Below are 16,009 nucleotides of genomic sequence, written 5' to 3' on the forward strand. Positions count from 1 at the left end.
ACGCTCACCAACGCAACCATCGGTGCCGGTCACGCTCAAAGCATAAGTCCCATCGGATAACCTTTCACATTCGCCCCAAATATTGCGCAGAATTGAAAAGTCACCGGTAGTTGCTCCAAGCCTGCGTCGCGGAGAGCACGTTGCCCGACAGCGTAACTTTTAGCCCATGCACACTGTGGCTTAGCTTTCTGCATGAGGGGCCAAGAATTGCTCACCTTCTCCCTGAATTGGTCGGGTGACCATGTGGATGAAGTATTCGAATCACCGCCATTGCCAAAGGCATTGCTTTCTGAGAATGGAGGCAGCGAACGGCCCGTGGGCCACGAAAGTGCAACTGCAATCATGACGGCTGAATGATGGCTATTTCAGTGCCCACGCTGCCGCCACCATTTGATCATATTGGGCGTGGATCAGGTCCCAACGGCGCTCATTGCCAGCGAATTGAAAAACCTTTTCGCCTTTTGCGCCCTTCACGATGGCTTGTACGGCACCATTTTCCAGATCCTTAAAGAAGATCGAAATGTTGTCGCGAACCATGTTGTTCTTCACTTGTGTTTCGGCTTTGACCAATCCCGCCTCGGTGAGTGCATACTCCAATTTCATTGCAGCAAGGGCCTTGTGGGACCTGGCAAGTGGGATGATTCCCGCGATTCGCCTGACGTAGACTCCAAACATATTGGAAAGGAGATAGGCCATGCCACGTTCCTTTGGATGGTAAAGGCCTAGATAAATCGTGCCGGATTTGGCGTAGCAGCTATGTGGTGCGGCAAATAGCAAGGCAAACATCTGCTTGCCGATGATCTCGGAAGGTTCAAAGGTGCCGACAAATTCCCAGCCTTTTGCGGCATATTGGGCGATCGAGTCATTTGCGTCGCTGAATGCCTTGGCGTTGCCACCCCCGCCCAAGCTCATGCTCCGAAGGAAACAAGTCGTATAGACCAAAGGCACGATGCGGCCACCGCCGGAATGTTTGACGACGACCGGCAATGCGTGTTTGCCCATATGGCCTTCCATGGGGACGGCTCCAAATGCCCAATTGGACAATCCCAAGGTGGAAAACAGGGAAGATGGATTTTCTACGCCATTCATGTCAATCACGTCGTAGGTCCAGACGAGTCGTTGGGCAACATCGGCGGATTGGGGCCGTTTAAAAATACCGGTTTCAGAAGGCATCACCATAATTTCCCATCCGTCGTGACCCAATGAATCCAGTTGTTCAGTCACAGTCTCCTTGTTGGCAGCAAGAACCCTCTCATTTTTACCGAATTGGATGAGTTTTGCTACTTTGTACTCCCAAACTTGTCTTTTGCTCTGTTCGGCGGGGCGGCTGAAGATCATCCCAAACAAGTGTGACGCGCTGAATTCCCAACCTTGGGCACCCAAAGAATCCAACTTTTTCCATTGGCCGCCCATCAAAAAAACATGCTCCCAAGCGCCTGTGATGCCCGAATTGGGTTGATAAAAGGCCATTCCCCCTACATCGCCGCGAATCTTCCATCCGGCCTTGCCCTCCGTAGCCAAGTAGTTGTTGATGGCCGCGATCACATCCTTTTCCTCGCTGAATTGCTCGAAGTCAGCCAGTTTGTACTTGGCGGGCGGGCAGTTGGTCGCTGTAACGATGTTGCTCTTTCCGTAGGAATGCGGAGGCTTTTCGCCATTGGGTGCGGGCGCGACCAAACTGTCGATCAACACGCTGTCGGGACTGCTGGAACGGATTGCCCCGGTCGATAGGGCGGGTGTCGATGCGATGGGTTTATTGTCGGAAACGACAGTGACGGGTTTGGGTGCTGCCGGTTCAGATCCAATTGCTGTGATGGGCTTCGTTGGATTGGATTGAGTTTGATCGTTTCCATTCGAATCAGCATCTCCGACAGGCTGATTTGAGCCTCCTGATCCTGTATTGCCATTGCCGCCACCGTTTGTTGCTGCGCCATTTGCTTGCGTGGATTCGGGTGAATTTGAGGCAATGGGCTTGGGCTGCACGTCATCAACCTGCGGTTTCTCCACCAGAGCGATCACCTGTTTTGTATTTTCTTGCACAAAGGTCCAGTCGGCGAGCAATTTGATTTCCCAGTCATTGAGGGCGCGGTCGTAGATGCGCAAGTCGTCCAAGCGTCCCAGGAAGTTATTGAGTTGCCCCATATCGCTGCGTCCAATCCAACAACTGTCTCGGTTGATCGAACCGGGCGAATTAAATTGCTCCGCCTTGGCGACCTCGATGCCATTGATATACAGACGGGCGGTATGGTTGTCGAGTGTCGTGGCGAGGTGATACCATCGTCCTTCTTGGAGCTTGTGCATTTCGGGGCTTTGCAGCAAGGTCAATTCCGGTCCGCGCCCCTTATAAACCGCGATTGCAGGTTGACTTGTGGTCAGCAGCGAGGGCGCAAAAACGACATTGCAGTTCATCTTCCCATTTCCAAAATCAAGAATTCGGCTCCATCTGCTCACTTTGTCAATATTTACCCAAGCTGAAATGGCGAAGTTGTCTTTGAAATATTGACCTCGATTGGCCAACAAGCCATTGTGACCTTCTGCAAAAACGATCGCTTCATTTGGCTTTTGGTATCGATCCTCTCCCCAAGTAATACCTGAGGAGACGGCAAGGTTTTTGTTCCAATCGGGCGAATGATTGCAAGGCAGGTGAAAGACCAGATTGGGGCTAGCAAGCAATCCGGCAGCAACCTTTTCAACCGCCGCATATTGCGCTGCATCCAAGGTCTGTCGTGGAGCCACAAATTGCGCTGGAAGCTGCAACAGCAGTAGCATGTTGATCGCGACTAGAATAATGCTTGACTTTTTCATTGCCGCAAAGGTCGGCCTACCCTAGCTTGCACGATTTGATAGTGGTCATGCACGCCAAAGACAATTGTCATACTTTGGGCGAGGTACGGCGACCCCAATTCAAGCGTGAAGGGACTTGGGATCTTTGGATGCAATCGGGCGGTTCAAGATGCATTCGCCGCTATCGCGTAGGTGCAAATCCTTCCTCCTAATGGATCAATGATCTAGGAGTTTTCTGACGCTTCAAGCCTAGGTTGGTTAATCCTCTTGGCACACTCGCGTGTTGGCTGCCAAACCAACAGATGCATCCGTTTCGCTCAATTTCAGAAACCTTCAAGGCTGATTGGGTGCCGATGAAAATCCATCCCGATGCTTACAACAGGTTGATGAACTCGGATTGGGAAAATCCTTATCTTGCCGTACTTCAATTTACTAGCAATGAAACAAGACAAAGGTTTTGCTGTGCCCCTTAGGTGCATTTTCAGCGGCTTGCCCATGAGGCCTGCCATTTTGCGGTGTGCACGTTTCGGCGGATGGTGCTGTTTGATGCTGATCGTGGTCTTCCTTTTCCCACTCTGGGGAATGGCCTCCGGCACGAATCCGCCAAGTCCTGGGTTTGATCCAGATAAGGTTTCCAGTCGACTGTTGTTGATGGAAAACAAAGGGCAAGTGACGGACCTGCAAGGCAATTTGCGGCCGGATGTTCTCTTTTTGGGACAAAACGGTGGAATGAAAGTGGCGATCCGTACCACCGGCATTTCCTTTCAGTTTGAAAAACGCGAAGCCGCGACCAAGGCTTTGGCGACCTTTTCTTCTTTGCTCAAAGATACTGCCGCACTCAAGCCAACGATGACGGAAACCTACCGCATTGACTTGGATCTTATTGGAAGCAATACCGCAGCAGAAGTGACCCATGGTCCGGTCTCTGGTTACTATGAAAACTATTACAATACCCCGCATGCGCCAGAGGGTATCTTGGAGGTGCAATCCTATGAGGCGATTACTTTGGTGAATGTCTATCCTGGCATAGATTGGAAGATATACAGCCAAACAGGTGCATTGAAATATGACTTTGTTGTACATCCGGGCGCCGACCCCCGTATGATCCGTCTGCACTACGCGGGTGCGACGGACGTGTCGCTTTTGGCAGATGGCAAGCTTAAAATCGGAACCCCGATGGGTGAGATTGTAGAAGACGCGCCGGTTTCCTTTTTGGACAATGGCGCGCAAGTGGACACGAAGTTCAACTTGGAAAATGGTGAGTTGACCTTTGATATAGCAGTTTTTGACAGCACAGAAACCTTGGTGATCGATCCGCTGTTGGTATGGGCGACTTACAATGGTGGCGCTGGGAATGACAATGGGATAAGCATGGCGACGTTTGGAGGCACCAACATCTACATTGCTGGCCAGACAAGTAGCACGAATGCGATCTCTCAGGGTGGCCACCAAAATACGTTCGGGGGGTATTCAGATGCTTTTATTGCCAAATTTGACACCAATGGAATCCGGATTTGGGCTTCCTACTACGGTGGAATGGAGACAGATGCTGCCTATGGCGCCGCTACAGACCCCTTTGGGAACGTCTATATAGCGGGAAATACGAGCAGTTGGACAGGAATTGGGGCGGGTGGTCATCAAAATACATTCAATGGCAGCAGCGTAAATGCTTTTCTGGTCAAATTTAACGACTCAGGTCTTCGACTTTGGGGGACTTATTACGGCGGCAATGGTTCGGCTGGTGGCGGCAGGCCTTCCACCGATGCCCTTGGAAACGTTTTCTTGGTGGGAAATACCTACAGTACCAGTGGAATTGCTGCTGGAGGTTATCAGAATAATTCCGGAGGAGATAGCGATTGCTTTTTGGTGAAATTTAATGCCGCCGGCGTGCGGTTGTGGGCAACCTATTTGGGCGGAACACAGTTTGATTACCTTACGCATTCCGCGACCGATGTTTCTGGCAATGTGTATGTTGCTGGTGGGGCAGCAAGCAGTAGTGGCATCGCTTTGGGGGGGCATCAAAACACCTATGGGGGTAACTCGGATTTGATTCTGGCGAAATTCAACGGCTTGGGAGCATTGCTTTGGTGCACATACTATGGTGATACCTCCCTTGAGGATACTCCAGATGTTACCGTTGACGCGCAGTCCAATGTTTACCTGATCGGGCAAACCAATAGCCCAGCCAATATTGCCTCAGGAGGGCATCAAAATCAACTTGGTGGACAAATTGATATCTTCCTAGCAAAGTTTCACGCTTCCGGTAATCGTTTGTGGGCGACCTATTACGGCGATACCCTGATTGACAATACGCGCGCTGTGATTACGGATGCGGCATCCAACGTGTATTTGGTTGGCTTTACGAGATCTTCTCGATTTATTGCTTCGGGCGGCTACCAGAATACACTGCTTTCTATGTGGGGCGATGCTTTCATTGCAAAATTCGATCCCGCGGGCACACGCATCTGGGGTACCTATTTTGGATTTCCTATGCAAACGCAGATCAATGGAATCCGGGTGATTCCTTCGAATTCTATTTTTGTATGTGGACCCTCTGCACTGCAAACCAATATGAATGGTGGTCCGCATCAGCCGGTATATGGGGGGGGGATTTACGATTCTTTTCTTGCCAAGATCACACAAGGGCCTTGCACATCGCCTCCTGCTGCCACCGGGGCTGTGAATGCCAGTTATTGCGAGGGGAATCCGATTCCCCACTCTCCGTTGCAATTCCTGCGGTAGGAGATTCGGTGGTTTGGCACACCGCATCCGTGGGTGGTGCGCCTGCCGTGGGTACCATTTTGGGAACGCGAGGGAGTTCATTTCGGCCAACCAATCCGGCGACCTTCACTTATTATGCCGCTACCACACGGATAAACCTGCCTTGTGTCGCAAGCACACGTATCCCTGTAACGTTGACACAAAACTTAAGCCCATCCGTTATTGCAAGTTCAAACAGTCCTGTTTGCCAAGGAGATACTCTCAATTTGTCCGTTGTGGTCAACAGCAGCTATGCTTGGTCAGGCCCGGCGGGATTCAACGCAACCAATCAATTCCCCTCCATCCCCAATTTTGGGTCCAATATGGCGGGTAACTATTTCATCACGGTCACGGGCGGCAATGGCTGCACGGCGACCGATACCCTTGCCGTGAACTTTCTCCCAACTCCTGCAACGCCCTCCGGAGCGAATGATGGGAGCTATTGTATTGGAGACCCTGTCCCGAGCCTTACCGTTGCTGCACCGCCGGTCGGGCAGACCGTTTATTGGTTCGCAGCGCCTGTCGGCGGCGGGCTCGCGAGTGGGACGGTTTCCGGAATTCGTGGAAACACCTTCCTACCGACAAGCGGGGCCACGGCAACCTACTATGCGGAAACATGGTTGGACGTCGGAGGCTGTATCAGCGCGAGTCGGACGCCCGTCACGCTTACGTTAAATTCCTTACCAACCTTGGTTACCAGCAGCAACGCGCCCGTTTGCATGGGCGACACGATATTCTTGAACGCTGCGGGTGGCAACATTTACGCCTGGAATGGCCCGAATGGCTTTTCCTCCACGCTGCAAAATCCGTTCTTCGTGCTAGTTGATTCGACCCTGTTGGGATCCTACGGTTTGACTGCCACCGACAGCAATGGTTGCGCCAACAGCACCGCGCTTGTGGTCACCACCCTACCACCTGTGATTGCCGATTTTAGCTTCGTCCAAAACCCAGGGTCAGGTCTTGATTGGACATTTTCCGACGCATCCTCGGGAAATCCGACGGCTTGGGAATGGGAATTTGGTGATGGAACCACGAGTAATCTTCAGAATCCCAGCCATACCTATACGGCATCGGGCAACTACAACGTACAGTTAATCGCCACTGATTCTTGTGGCCATGACACCCTCCTGCAAAACATCGGCGTGGTGGGAACGGCGGCGGCCATTATACCTGTGATTACAATTTCTCCGAATCCTTGCAATGGAAACTTCCAGATTGAAACCTCCGGATGGGTTGACGGGGAGGCATTCGTAGAAATCACCAATATGCACGGTCAATTGATTTTACAACGAAAAGTCGACATCCATTCCGGCCAATTCCAGTTTGATATCTCCCTCGGACAAGTTGCCGGCGGCACCTATTTTGTAAAGATCTCCAACGCTGGACAATCTGTCGTGAAGAAATTGATGGTGCTGTAACGACACGCTCTAGTGTCGCTGGAACGACGGTTTTCGGACTTACAACTTCACCATCCGTTTGGTGCTCGATGTCCCATTGGCCGCCGTGATGCGTAACAAGTACATCCCAGCGGGCAACGTTCGGAGGTCCAATTCGGTGGCGCCTTTCCGAAGCTGTTGTTGGTGCACAATATTCCCGATCGGATTCAAAATGACCAATTCCGTTTTGCCTTCAGCGACTTCAAGGATCAACTGTCCATCGGTCGGATTTGGGGAAATCGAAAACTCGACACTCGCTTCCGATGCCGCCACCCCAGCAATCACAGCAGGTTGGATGAAGCTGTAATACACATCCTCCTCGCCATTGAGCGTCCCTGCCCATGCCAGGTGGGCGCCGGAATTGGTCGATACCATGTCAAAGTAATCGCCCATTTTGTTTTGGTTGGGGTAGCCCACGTGGGGGTCAAACGCGTCTGACAACTTCTCATTGGCCGACCAAGTGACGCCCGCATCCAATGAATAGGAATAATAAAGGGCGGAAAAATCCGACCCGGGTGCATCGCGGGTATCGAGCCAAGCGGCATCGATGCGTCCGTTGGGTGCGACGGCCATGGTCGCCATCCATTGGTTGTTGGTGATGGAATTGTCGTCATTGACCTTTATCGGAGCGCTCCAAGTGGCGCCTTCGTCGGTGCTGCGCACAAACATCACGTCGCAAGGATCGCTGTTGGAATACCTGGTCATCGGACCCATGATGTAGATATTCCCGTCGGTGGCGCCGCCGGAAACATCGGTTTCCAAGTTGATTTGCCCCGTGAGCCCGGCAGGATTGATCGGCAAGCCAAGTTCCAGTTTGCCGTCCATGAAGACCAAACGTGTCGTCCAAGAGATGGTGGAGCCTGGCGTCTCAGCATTGGTGGATTTGGAAAAGACCACGCTGTCTTGCGTCAGCGAACTCATCGCGCCGATGTAGAGGTTTCCGTTGCTGCCTACCGCAATTGTGCCGCGCCAAGGGCTGCCATCGACATAGGTGCAGGCTTCGTAGCTGCTGTTTCCGTTGGTGGACCGTGTAAAAAATCCCGGTGAACAAGCAGTGAAAAATTCGGACCAAAAGGAGTAGATGTTCCCGGCGCCGACGCCCGAAGTGCGGTCGATCGCAATCCATTGTTTGTCTCCGCCGCCGGCATCCGTGCCTACATCCCAACTCGAGCCGCCATCTGTGCTGCCATATGTTTTGCAAAAGTAGTTTGGGACGTTGGTCAGGCTATTGTAGTAGAATTTGCCCGCCATATCATAATCCAAAACGGGGTCCGAGCGAAAGACGCCCGGATCAATGATTGAAACGAATCCCCAAGTTTGCCCGCCGTTGGTGCTGCGGTTCCATCCGGCTTGCCTGAAGTTGCTGCTGACATCGTCAAACTGCCGCCATCCGATGGCAATCTGATCCGGATTGAGCGGATTCACGGCGATGCTGGGTTCGTTGGCGGCGTCCCCGACAATGTTGTTGCCGGCAGGATCGACATTTGCTTGATGTGTGAAAATCGAGGATGCAGAGACTTTATTTGCCGAACCGCCGACAAAACGATAGGGCGGCGTGGTGCGCAGATTGCCGTAGGCATTGGGGCGATAGGGATCGTCCTGAACTTCGTGTTCCATTTCGAGCGGATTTCCGGCCGGATTTGGAATGGTCTGTGCACGAAGCGTATTCGGAATCCAGCTCAAAAAGGCGAATACAAGCAGCAAAGCGTGTGCGAATCGAGATTTCATAGGCTCAATAATACCAAATTCTTGGCAGAATTCAGCGCATGACGTACATCAGCCTCAGAGCCAACCTGCAGCGGCATTCAAAGCTGAGAATCGAACGGAAACCTAAAACGGGACGTCCATTACCTCCGGACCCAGATTTTGCGGGATACTACTGCACCAGCATCGGCGATGCGCAAGAAATAAAAGCCATTTTCCAGTTGTGATACATCAAAAGCAAAACCATTTGGTTCTGCGATGGCTGGGCATTCATGTTGTTTGCCAAGGTGATCGTAGATCGTTACGGAAGCAGCATTCGCCAGACTTGTCACATGCACAACTTGATCCGCGATGGTGGGATATGCCTTGAGATAATCATCCACAAACACCGTTTCTACACCTGAGAGGCGAAACGATCCGTCGAGATCGACTTGCTGCAACCGATACATACTTTTGCCACTGATCGGCAATGCGTCCTCAAAGGTATAACTGACGGATGACGTCGAATTGCCAGCTGCCTTGACCGAGCCCACGGACTGCCATTCGTTGCCATCTGCGGAACGCTCGACGACGAAGTGGCTGCTGTTGCTTTCCGTAGAAGTCTGCCAGTCCAGCTTCACATTTCCGTGATTTTCGAGATAGTTGGCTTGGAAAAAGTCCATTTCGACGGCTAGGATGACGTTGACCGGGCAATCGCAGACCCATCCGGAGGAGGCGCCGGTGTTGATAAAGTTAAGCTGGGTGAAGGGAATCGTCGAAGTGACTTGGAAGGCAGTCGTCCCGTACGCACCGCCGCCGGTATATGGGCCTACCACAACGCCGGAAACGGGCGCGCAACCGTTAGCGGATGTAATAGAAAGTGCACCACCGCTATTGGTCGAAATCGTGCCGTAGTCGTTCGTATTCACTGAGAAAAACTCAATGCGCACCGATGATATTGGCGAAAGCCAATTGTAGCGCACAAATCCAGCTCCCGAGGTTCCGGTCCATCCACCCGGCAACAAAACTGCACTGATCCCGGCACAATCGGGCTGCCCGGCCATTCCAGAACTCTGCGATGCCGTAATCGTCACTCCGGGGCAGGCATTAGACACCCATTGAGCATAAATACCTTGACTGTAGATCGCAAAGAGAACAAACAATACCGAGAGGAGACGATTTTTCATATATCCGTAAGCTGCAATTGATGAAAGACTTACCAATTTACAACAAACTCCCTCGTTTGACAAACAAAAAGCAGGTAGGAGTCCCCAAAAGAACTGCTACCTGCCCACGTTTAACTTTTCACTGTTCGTTATTCACTTTTCACTCCCTTGATCCATCCGACCTTTTCGCCGACGGTCAATTTCAAGAGATAAATGCCTGCGGATGCCCCCAACTTCGAAGGATTGAAGACAATGGCCTTGTCGCCGGAGCTTTCCAACCCATCAAAGACCAAGGCAATCATCTTGCCTTGCAAGTCATAGGCTTCCAAGCGCACGTGGTTGGCCTCCGTCATCGTGAAGCGCAATTGCGTTTCGATTTGGAAGGGGTTCGGTGCAAGCTGCAATCCAGAAAACGTCATCGCATCTTCCACGCCGACGATGACCGTGAGTGGAATGCAAGATTCTTGGCCGCAACCATTGTTGCTTGCCGTCAAGCAGACCGTGTATTGTCCGGCGTTGGCATAGGTATGCGTTGGATTTTGCAAGGTGCTCGTATTGCCATCCCCAAAGTCCCAAAGCCAATCGGTGACCGTCCCCGAACTTTGATCGGTGAATGTCACCGCCAAACCATTCGCATTAAAATTGTATGCAGAAACAGGAACAGTTGAAACCGTCAAGCTCACGGAGCCATTGCTCGTGCAATTGTTGGAATCGGTCACCATCAATGAATACACTTGGTTGGTACCGGGCCAAGCCTGTGGATTGGCCAAGGTAGCACCACTCATCGTGGTCGAAGGGCTCCAGAGATAAAAGAAGGGAGCAGTGCCGCCCGAAGCCGCAGGAGTGCCGCCAAGGGTGACCGTATCGCCTTCGCAGAGTTGAATGCCATTGGGCGAGCCTGCATTGGCCACCAAGGCAGCAGGCTGATTGATGTTCACATTGACCACCACCATTTGTGCCGCTGCTGTCAAGCCGACACCCAGTCCGGCAAGCAAAACCATTCCATTGCGGAAATATGTAGCTATATTTTTCATTGTCGTATTCGCTTTGAATGAAACCATTACCAGGAAATGATCACACGGCCATTGCCTGTCCAAACCCCACCGGAATTGTTTTGCTGCACACCGATGTTGTACGAGCCGCCACCGCCGCCAGATTGATTGATGTTGGCAGAGCCGCCACCGGAGTAGCCGCCGCCACCGCCACCGCAGTTGCAATAACCGTATCCGACAGATCCACCGCCGCCGCCAAGTCCGAAGGTTCCGTTGGTCGTCGTGGTGCTTCCGCTCACGCCGTTCTGACCGGTCGAGCCTGTTGCACCGGCATTCCAACCACGTCCTCCCCTGCTGATATGCGAACCAGAATAGATATTGTCACCACCATCGGCGCCGCCTGTTCCACCAGCTCCTCCAGAGCCATTGCCCGTGACACCCGTCGTGGTCGTGACAGCATGCACACCCGAAAAGTTGGGGTCTTGGAAGTCATGACCACCGCCGCCGCCGGCTACAATCCACGGTGTGTTACCAACGCCAACACCAGATCCACCGCCGCCACCGCTGCTGCTAGGATCGGAATTTCCACGCGCGCCTACCACGACATTGAGCACTTGACCTGGCGTCACCGGAAACTTGCCACGCATTCTTGCTCCAAGACCACCTTGTGGGAACGGTGATTCCACGGTTACTGCACCGCCTTGAGCACCCCAGCATTCGATCCAAATTGAATCCACGCATGCGGGAACCGTAAAGGATTGTGCGCTTCCAGTTACAGCAAAAGTATCTGCTCCCGGTTGTGCAACACCGCCTACGTCGAGGGTCAAGGTATCCATTGCAGCGCAACCGGCACTGTCCGTGACCGTCAAAACGTAGCTGGTTTGGGACGATATATTCGCGGTCGGATTGGCAACCGAGGTGCTACTGAGCGTGCCGCCATTGGACCACAAATAAGTATAGGAACCCAATCCGCCTGACGCAGTTGGGCTACCGCCGATCATCACGGGGCTTCCAGTACAGATTTGGCGGTCGGTCCCTGCATCAATCACCAAATTGGAACGCAGAATATGCGTAATGTCTGAATAAAAAGGATTACAGGTTCCGTTGGTCACAACCGCACGGTACCACGTTGCCTGCAAGGGATAGTCGAGCAGCGTTGCAGAATTTGCACCTGGAATCGAGGTCCAAGTCGTGCCACCGTCTGTGGAACTCTGCCATTGAATGACGCCCGTTTGCCCGGACAAATTCAGCGTGAGACTGTCGCCGTTGCAGAGGGCTGTTTGTCCTTGCAGGAAATTGCTCACCATCAACATCCCTAGCAGGAGGAATGATACGGGTAAGGGCGAAAATTCTGATCGTAGTTTTCTTCTCATTTTGTAATTAAGGAGCCTTTTCTCCGAGCAACAATTTACAGGAATTGAATGGAAATGCAATAATTTCGGGCACCAACATAGCAGATGAAACGGGTGCAATTGGATGAGAGATCATTTGGCTCTCCTATTGAGCTAGCGGGGTGACAAAACAAAGTTTGCAGTAAAGATCACAATGAATCAACCTCAATCCTCCGGCTCGACAGTGGACTCAACGATCAGCTGCTCAAATGCTTGGACAATCTCGTCGCTTTGCGGGTGATGGTCACGTAAAGGAATGGAAACAAGCACGGACTAAAGACCGAAATCAGTAATGAACTCGAAGTTCGATTCTCCAACTTTTTGAAATTAAAAGGGGTTGACAAGCTTCACACCTTCTGATTCCAATTCTTCCTTGGTGATTTCGTCGCGCAAGTAGGCATCGATCAATTTCTTGTCTTCCAGCATCTTCAATAGGAGCTTGCCAGCGGCTGAATCAGGATGTACCCTTTTTGGTTTCATTTCAATTCGCAGCATTTCATTCGAGACATCTGCGAAGCAACTATAAAGATTCCTTCGCACACTCGAAATGCGGCTCCATGCTATCCAAAAGGCAAAAAAAGCCGCCTCCACTGAAGGAGACGGCTTTCTTATGATTGAACGAATTGCTCGATCTTAGTAACAATAGCCATTTGCTGCGATCAGCGAGGCAGCAATTTGACGGCGTGCATTCTTCGCGTTGAAGGGAGCCACTTTCGTGAAGCGCTTGAGACCCATCAACATCATGCGTTGCATATCGCCTTCGGCAAACGAGTTGATGGCGTCTTTGCCAGCCTTGTTGATATGGTCGGCGGCGTCATAAACATAAGCATTGACCATCGCAATTTGATCTGCACAAGCAGCCTCACCACGAATCGCGATCAGCTTTTCAGCACGGAGCAAGGCGGACTCGGCAGCATAAACATAAATGCCCATGTCTGCGATGTTCATGATGATTTCCTGCTCTTTTTCCAATTTGGCCATGAACGTCTGCACCGCTGCACCCGAAACCATCAACAGCGCCTTTTTCAGGTTGCCAATGGCTTTTTTGGATTCAGATAGCGGAGTGTTTTCCATCTCGCCGCTGAATTCTGGAATGCTTGTGAGCTCACCCATGATCTTCATGATCGGCGTTTGAAGGTCGAGTTCGCCCTTCAAAGCACGCTTCATGATCATGTCGATGCCCAACAAACGGTTGATTTCGTTGGTGCCTTCGAAGATACGGTTGATACGGGCGTCGCGGTAAGCGCGGTCCATCGGGAAATCGGCGGAAAAACCGTTGCCACCAAAGATTTGCACGCCTTCGTCGACGATGTAATCCACCACTTCAGAACCCAAGACTTTCAGCAATGCGCATTCGATGGCATACTCCTCAGCACCTCCCAAAAGGGCGTCGGCATAAGAAGCACCTGCGGCTTGCAATTCATGCTCCTTGTTTTGGATGTCGAAGGAGGCACGGTAAACCGCCGATTCCATCACCCACATCCGAATGGCCATTTCAGCCAATTTGTACTGAATCGCTCCGAATGTCGAGATGGCAACCCCAAATTGCTGACGGTCATTGGCATACTTGACAGCCACATCAATGGCCTTTTTGCCGCCACCGATCGCAGCAGCTGCCAATTTGATTCGGCCAATGTTGAGGATGTTGAAGGCGATTTTGTGGCCTTTGCCGATTTCGCCCAACAGGTTTTCGACTGGGATTTTGACGTCTTGGAAGAAAATTTCGCGGGTCGAACTGCCCTTGATGCCCATTTTATGTGCTTCAGGGCTGCGGCTGATACCGGGGGTGTCACCGGGAACCAAAAATCCAGTGAATTTTCCGTCGAGTTTGGCGAATACCGTGAACAAGTTGGCAAATCCACCATTGGTGATCCAGATTTTCTGGCCGTTGATGATGTAGTGTTTGCCGTCTTCGCTCAAGGTAGCGGTCGTTTTGGCACCCAAAGCGTCTGAACCTGAACCCGGCTCAGTCAAACAGTAGGAAGCCAACCATTCGCCAGAACCCAACTTGGGCAAATAGGTGTTTTTCTGGGCGTCGGTGCCGTAATAAAGTGTTGGCAATGTACCAATTCCCGTATGCGCGCTGAATCCAACGGCAAAGGAATGGCCTGCACCAAAACGCTCTGTGAGCAGCATTTGCGAAAGGAAATCGAGGCCCATGCCGCCGTATTGCTCGGGCAAGCCTGCGCCCAACAAGCCCAAATCGGCTGCCTTGCGAATGATCGAAGGCATCAAGTCAGGATTGGTCATGGCATCGAGTTCGGCCAAGTGCGGATACACCTCTTTTTCCAAGAAGTCATCACACATTTGAGAGATCATCTTTTGTTCTTCATTCCATTCTTCTGGAATGAAAATGCTCATGGCATCGGTGCTCTTGAGCAAAAATTCACCGCCCTTGAGGCGTGCTGATGTTGCGATTGCAGTACTCATTGTAATTGAGAATTGAAAATTGAGAATGAAAAATGAAGGAGAATTGGGTCTGAAGAATTGAAAATGTCACGCTTGTTCCATTCTCAATTCTTCATTCTCAATTCTCAATTGAGCAACTCATAGATCCCAGCAACGCCTTGTCCGCCGCCGACGCAGGCGCTGACGATGCCGTATTTTTTCTTGCGGAGGCGCAGTTCGTTGAGGATCTGCACCGTGAGTTTCGTGCCTGTGCAGGCAAGCGGGTGCCCGAGCGCAATGGCGCCGCCGTTCACGTTGGTGATGGCTGGGTCGATGTTGAGGTCGCGCATGACCGCAAGCGACTGAACGGCAAAGGCTTCGTTCAATTCGATGAGGTCGATTTGACCCAAGGTCAAGCCAGCCTTTTTCAGTGCTACGGGAATCGCCGCAACAGGACCGATGCCCATGATGCGCGGATCGACACCGTTGGCGCTGTAGCTTACAAGGCGGGCAATCGGCTCCAAATTGAGCTCCTTGACCATCTTTTCGCTCATCACCATCACAAAGGCTGCACCGTCGGATGTCTGCGAGGAATTGCCGGCGGTGACGCTGCCATTCGCTGCAAACACAGGCTTCAACTTGGCCAAACCTTCAATTGTGGTGTCACGGCGAACGCCTTCGTCTTCCTTGACCGTGAATTTCTTTTCCTTGACCTTGCCGCCTTCAAACAGCTTTTCGATGACCTCGACTGGCACGATTCCCTCAGCGAATTTTCCCGCATCGATCGCTGCAGCAGCCTTCATGTGGCTGTTGTAGCTGAATTGATCCTGGTCTTCGCGGGAAATCTTGTAGTCTTTGGCGATTTCCTCGGCGGTCTGACCCATGCCGAAATACCATTCGGGGTGGCTGATCGCGACGTCGTAGCTCAAAGCGGTTTTGTAACCCACGGTTGGGACGAGCGACATGCTTTCTGTGCCACCTGCGATGATGCAATCGGCCATTCCCGCCTTGATTTTGGCGGTTGCAAGCACGATGGCCTCCAAACCTGAACCACAATAGCGGTTGATGGTCATGCCCGGCACCGTAAACGGCAAGGACAAGAGCGAGATAATGCGGCCAATCTGAAGGCCTTGTTCGGCCTCTGGAACGGCGCAACCCACGATCAAGTCTTCGACCCGAGCCGGATCCAATGCTGGAACGGATTGCACGAGGTGTTTGATGACGGAGGCGGCGAGGTTGTCTGGGCGAACGTATCTAAATCCGCCGCGTGAGGCTTTGCCTACTGCGGTGCGGTATCCTGCGACGATATAAGCTTCCATTGTAAGTGAAAAGTGAATAGTTAAAAGTTAAAAAGTAGGTAGCAGTTAGAAGGTAGCAGTTAGCAGTTTCAGCGTTTCTCAACTGCTAAC

At 51.9% G+C, this 16,009-nt stretch carries 11 protein-coding genes; 3 read left to right on the top strand and 8 right to left on the bottom strand.

Annotated elements, in window-relative coordinates:
- Nucleotides 1–192: 192 nt before the first annotated feature.
- The gene (locus IPN95_19835; GenBank protein ID MBK9451617.1) at nucleotides 193–357 is read left to right on the top strand and encodes a hypothetical protein; all 165 of its coding nucleotides are present in this window, start codon (nucleotides 193–195) and stop codon (nucleotides 355–357) included.
- Between the two features lie 3 nt (nucleotides 358–360).
- On the opposite strand, the gene IPN95_19840 is transcribed toward IPN95_19835, so the two are convergent.
- The gene (locus IPN95_19840; GenBank protein MBK9451618.1) at nucleotides 361–2,805 is read right to left on the bottom strand and encodes a hypothetical protein; all 2,445 of its coding nucleotides are present in this window, start codon (nucleotides 2,803–2,805) and stop codon (nucleotides 361–363) included.
- Nucleotides 2,806–3,222: 417 nt separating this feature from the next.
- Here IPN95_19840 and IPN95_19845 point away from each other — a divergent pair, with 417 nt between their 5' ends.
- Together IPN95_19845 and IPN95_19850 are read left to right on the top strand one after the other, a co-directional pair.
- Nucleotides 3,223–5,526, top strand: coding sequence for a hypothetical protein (locus IPN95_19845; protein MBK9451619.1), 2,304 nt, complete (start codon nucleotides 3,223–3,225; stop codon nucleotides 5,524–5,526).
- Nucleotides 5,527–5,534: 8 nt separating this feature from the next.
- On the top strand, nucleotides 5,535–6,962 hold the full coding sequence (locus IPN95_19850) for a T9SS type A sorting domain-containing protein (GenBank protein ID MBK9451620.1): 1,428 nt from the start codon (nucleotides 5,535–5,537) through the stop codon (nucleotides 6,960–6,962).
- Nucleotides 6,963–7,001: 39 nt separating this feature from the next.
- Here the strand turns inward: IPN95_19850 and IPN95_19855 are convergent, their stop codons facing one another.
- From IPN95_19855 to IPN95_19885, 7 genes are all read right to left on the bottom strand, one after another.
- On the bottom strand, nucleotides 7,002–8,708 hold the full coding sequence (locus IPN95_19855; GenBank protein MBK9451621.1) for a T9SS type A sorting domain-containing protein: 1,707 nt from the start codon (nucleotides 8,706–8,708) through the stop codon (nucleotides 7,002–7,004).
- Nucleotides 8,709–8,827: 119 nt separating this feature from the next.
- Entirely contained in the window at nucleotides 8,828–9,850 is a 1,023-nt protein-coding gene (locus IPN95_19860; protein MBK9451622.1) for a T9SS type A sorting domain-containing protein, read from the bottom strand.
- A 128-nt stretch (nucleotides 9,851–9,978) separates the two neighbouring features.
- Entirely contained in the window at nucleotides 9,979–10,890 is a 912-nt protein-coding gene (locus tag IPN95_19865; protein MBK9451623.1) for a PKD domain-containing protein, read from the bottom strand.
- Nucleotides 10,890–12,194, bottom strand: coding sequence for a hypothetical protein (locus IPN95_19870; protein ID MBK9451624.1), 1,305 nt, complete (start codon nucleotides 12,192–12,194; stop codon nucleotides 10,890–10,892). The genes IPN95_19865 and IPN95_19870 overlap by 1 nt, the downstream gene beginning before the upstream one ends.
- A 345-nt stretch (nucleotides 12,195–12,539) precedes the next feature.
- Nucleotides 12,540–12,692, bottom strand: coding sequence for a hypothetical protein (locus IPN95_19875; protein MBK9451625.1), 153 nt, complete (start codon nucleotides 12,690–12,692; stop codon nucleotides 12,540–12,542).
- A 153-nt stretch (nucleotides 12,693–12,845) separates the two neighbouring features.
- Nucleotides 12,846–14,642 (bottom strand): acyl-CoA dehydrogenase family protein, encoded by a 1,797-nt coding sequence (locus IPN95_19880; GenBank protein MBK9451626.1) that lies wholly within the window; start codon nucleotides 14,640–14,642, stop codon nucleotides 12,846–12,848.
- A 104-nt stretch (nucleotides 14,643–14,746) separates the two neighbouring features.
- Nucleotides 14,747–15,919 carry an acetyl-CoA C-acyltransferase gene (locus IPN95_19885; protein ID MBK9451627.1) on the bottom strand — a complete coding sequence of 391 codons (1,173 nt, stop codon included), beginning with the start codon at nucleotides 15,917–15,919 and terminating at the stop codon, nucleotides 14,747–14,749.
- Between the last annotated feature and the right edge of the window lie 90 nt (nucleotides 15,920–16,009).

This window comes from Bacteroidota bacterium, assembly GCA_016718825.1.
GTDB lineage: Bacteria > Bacteroidota > Bacteroidia > J057 > JADKCL01 > JADKCL01.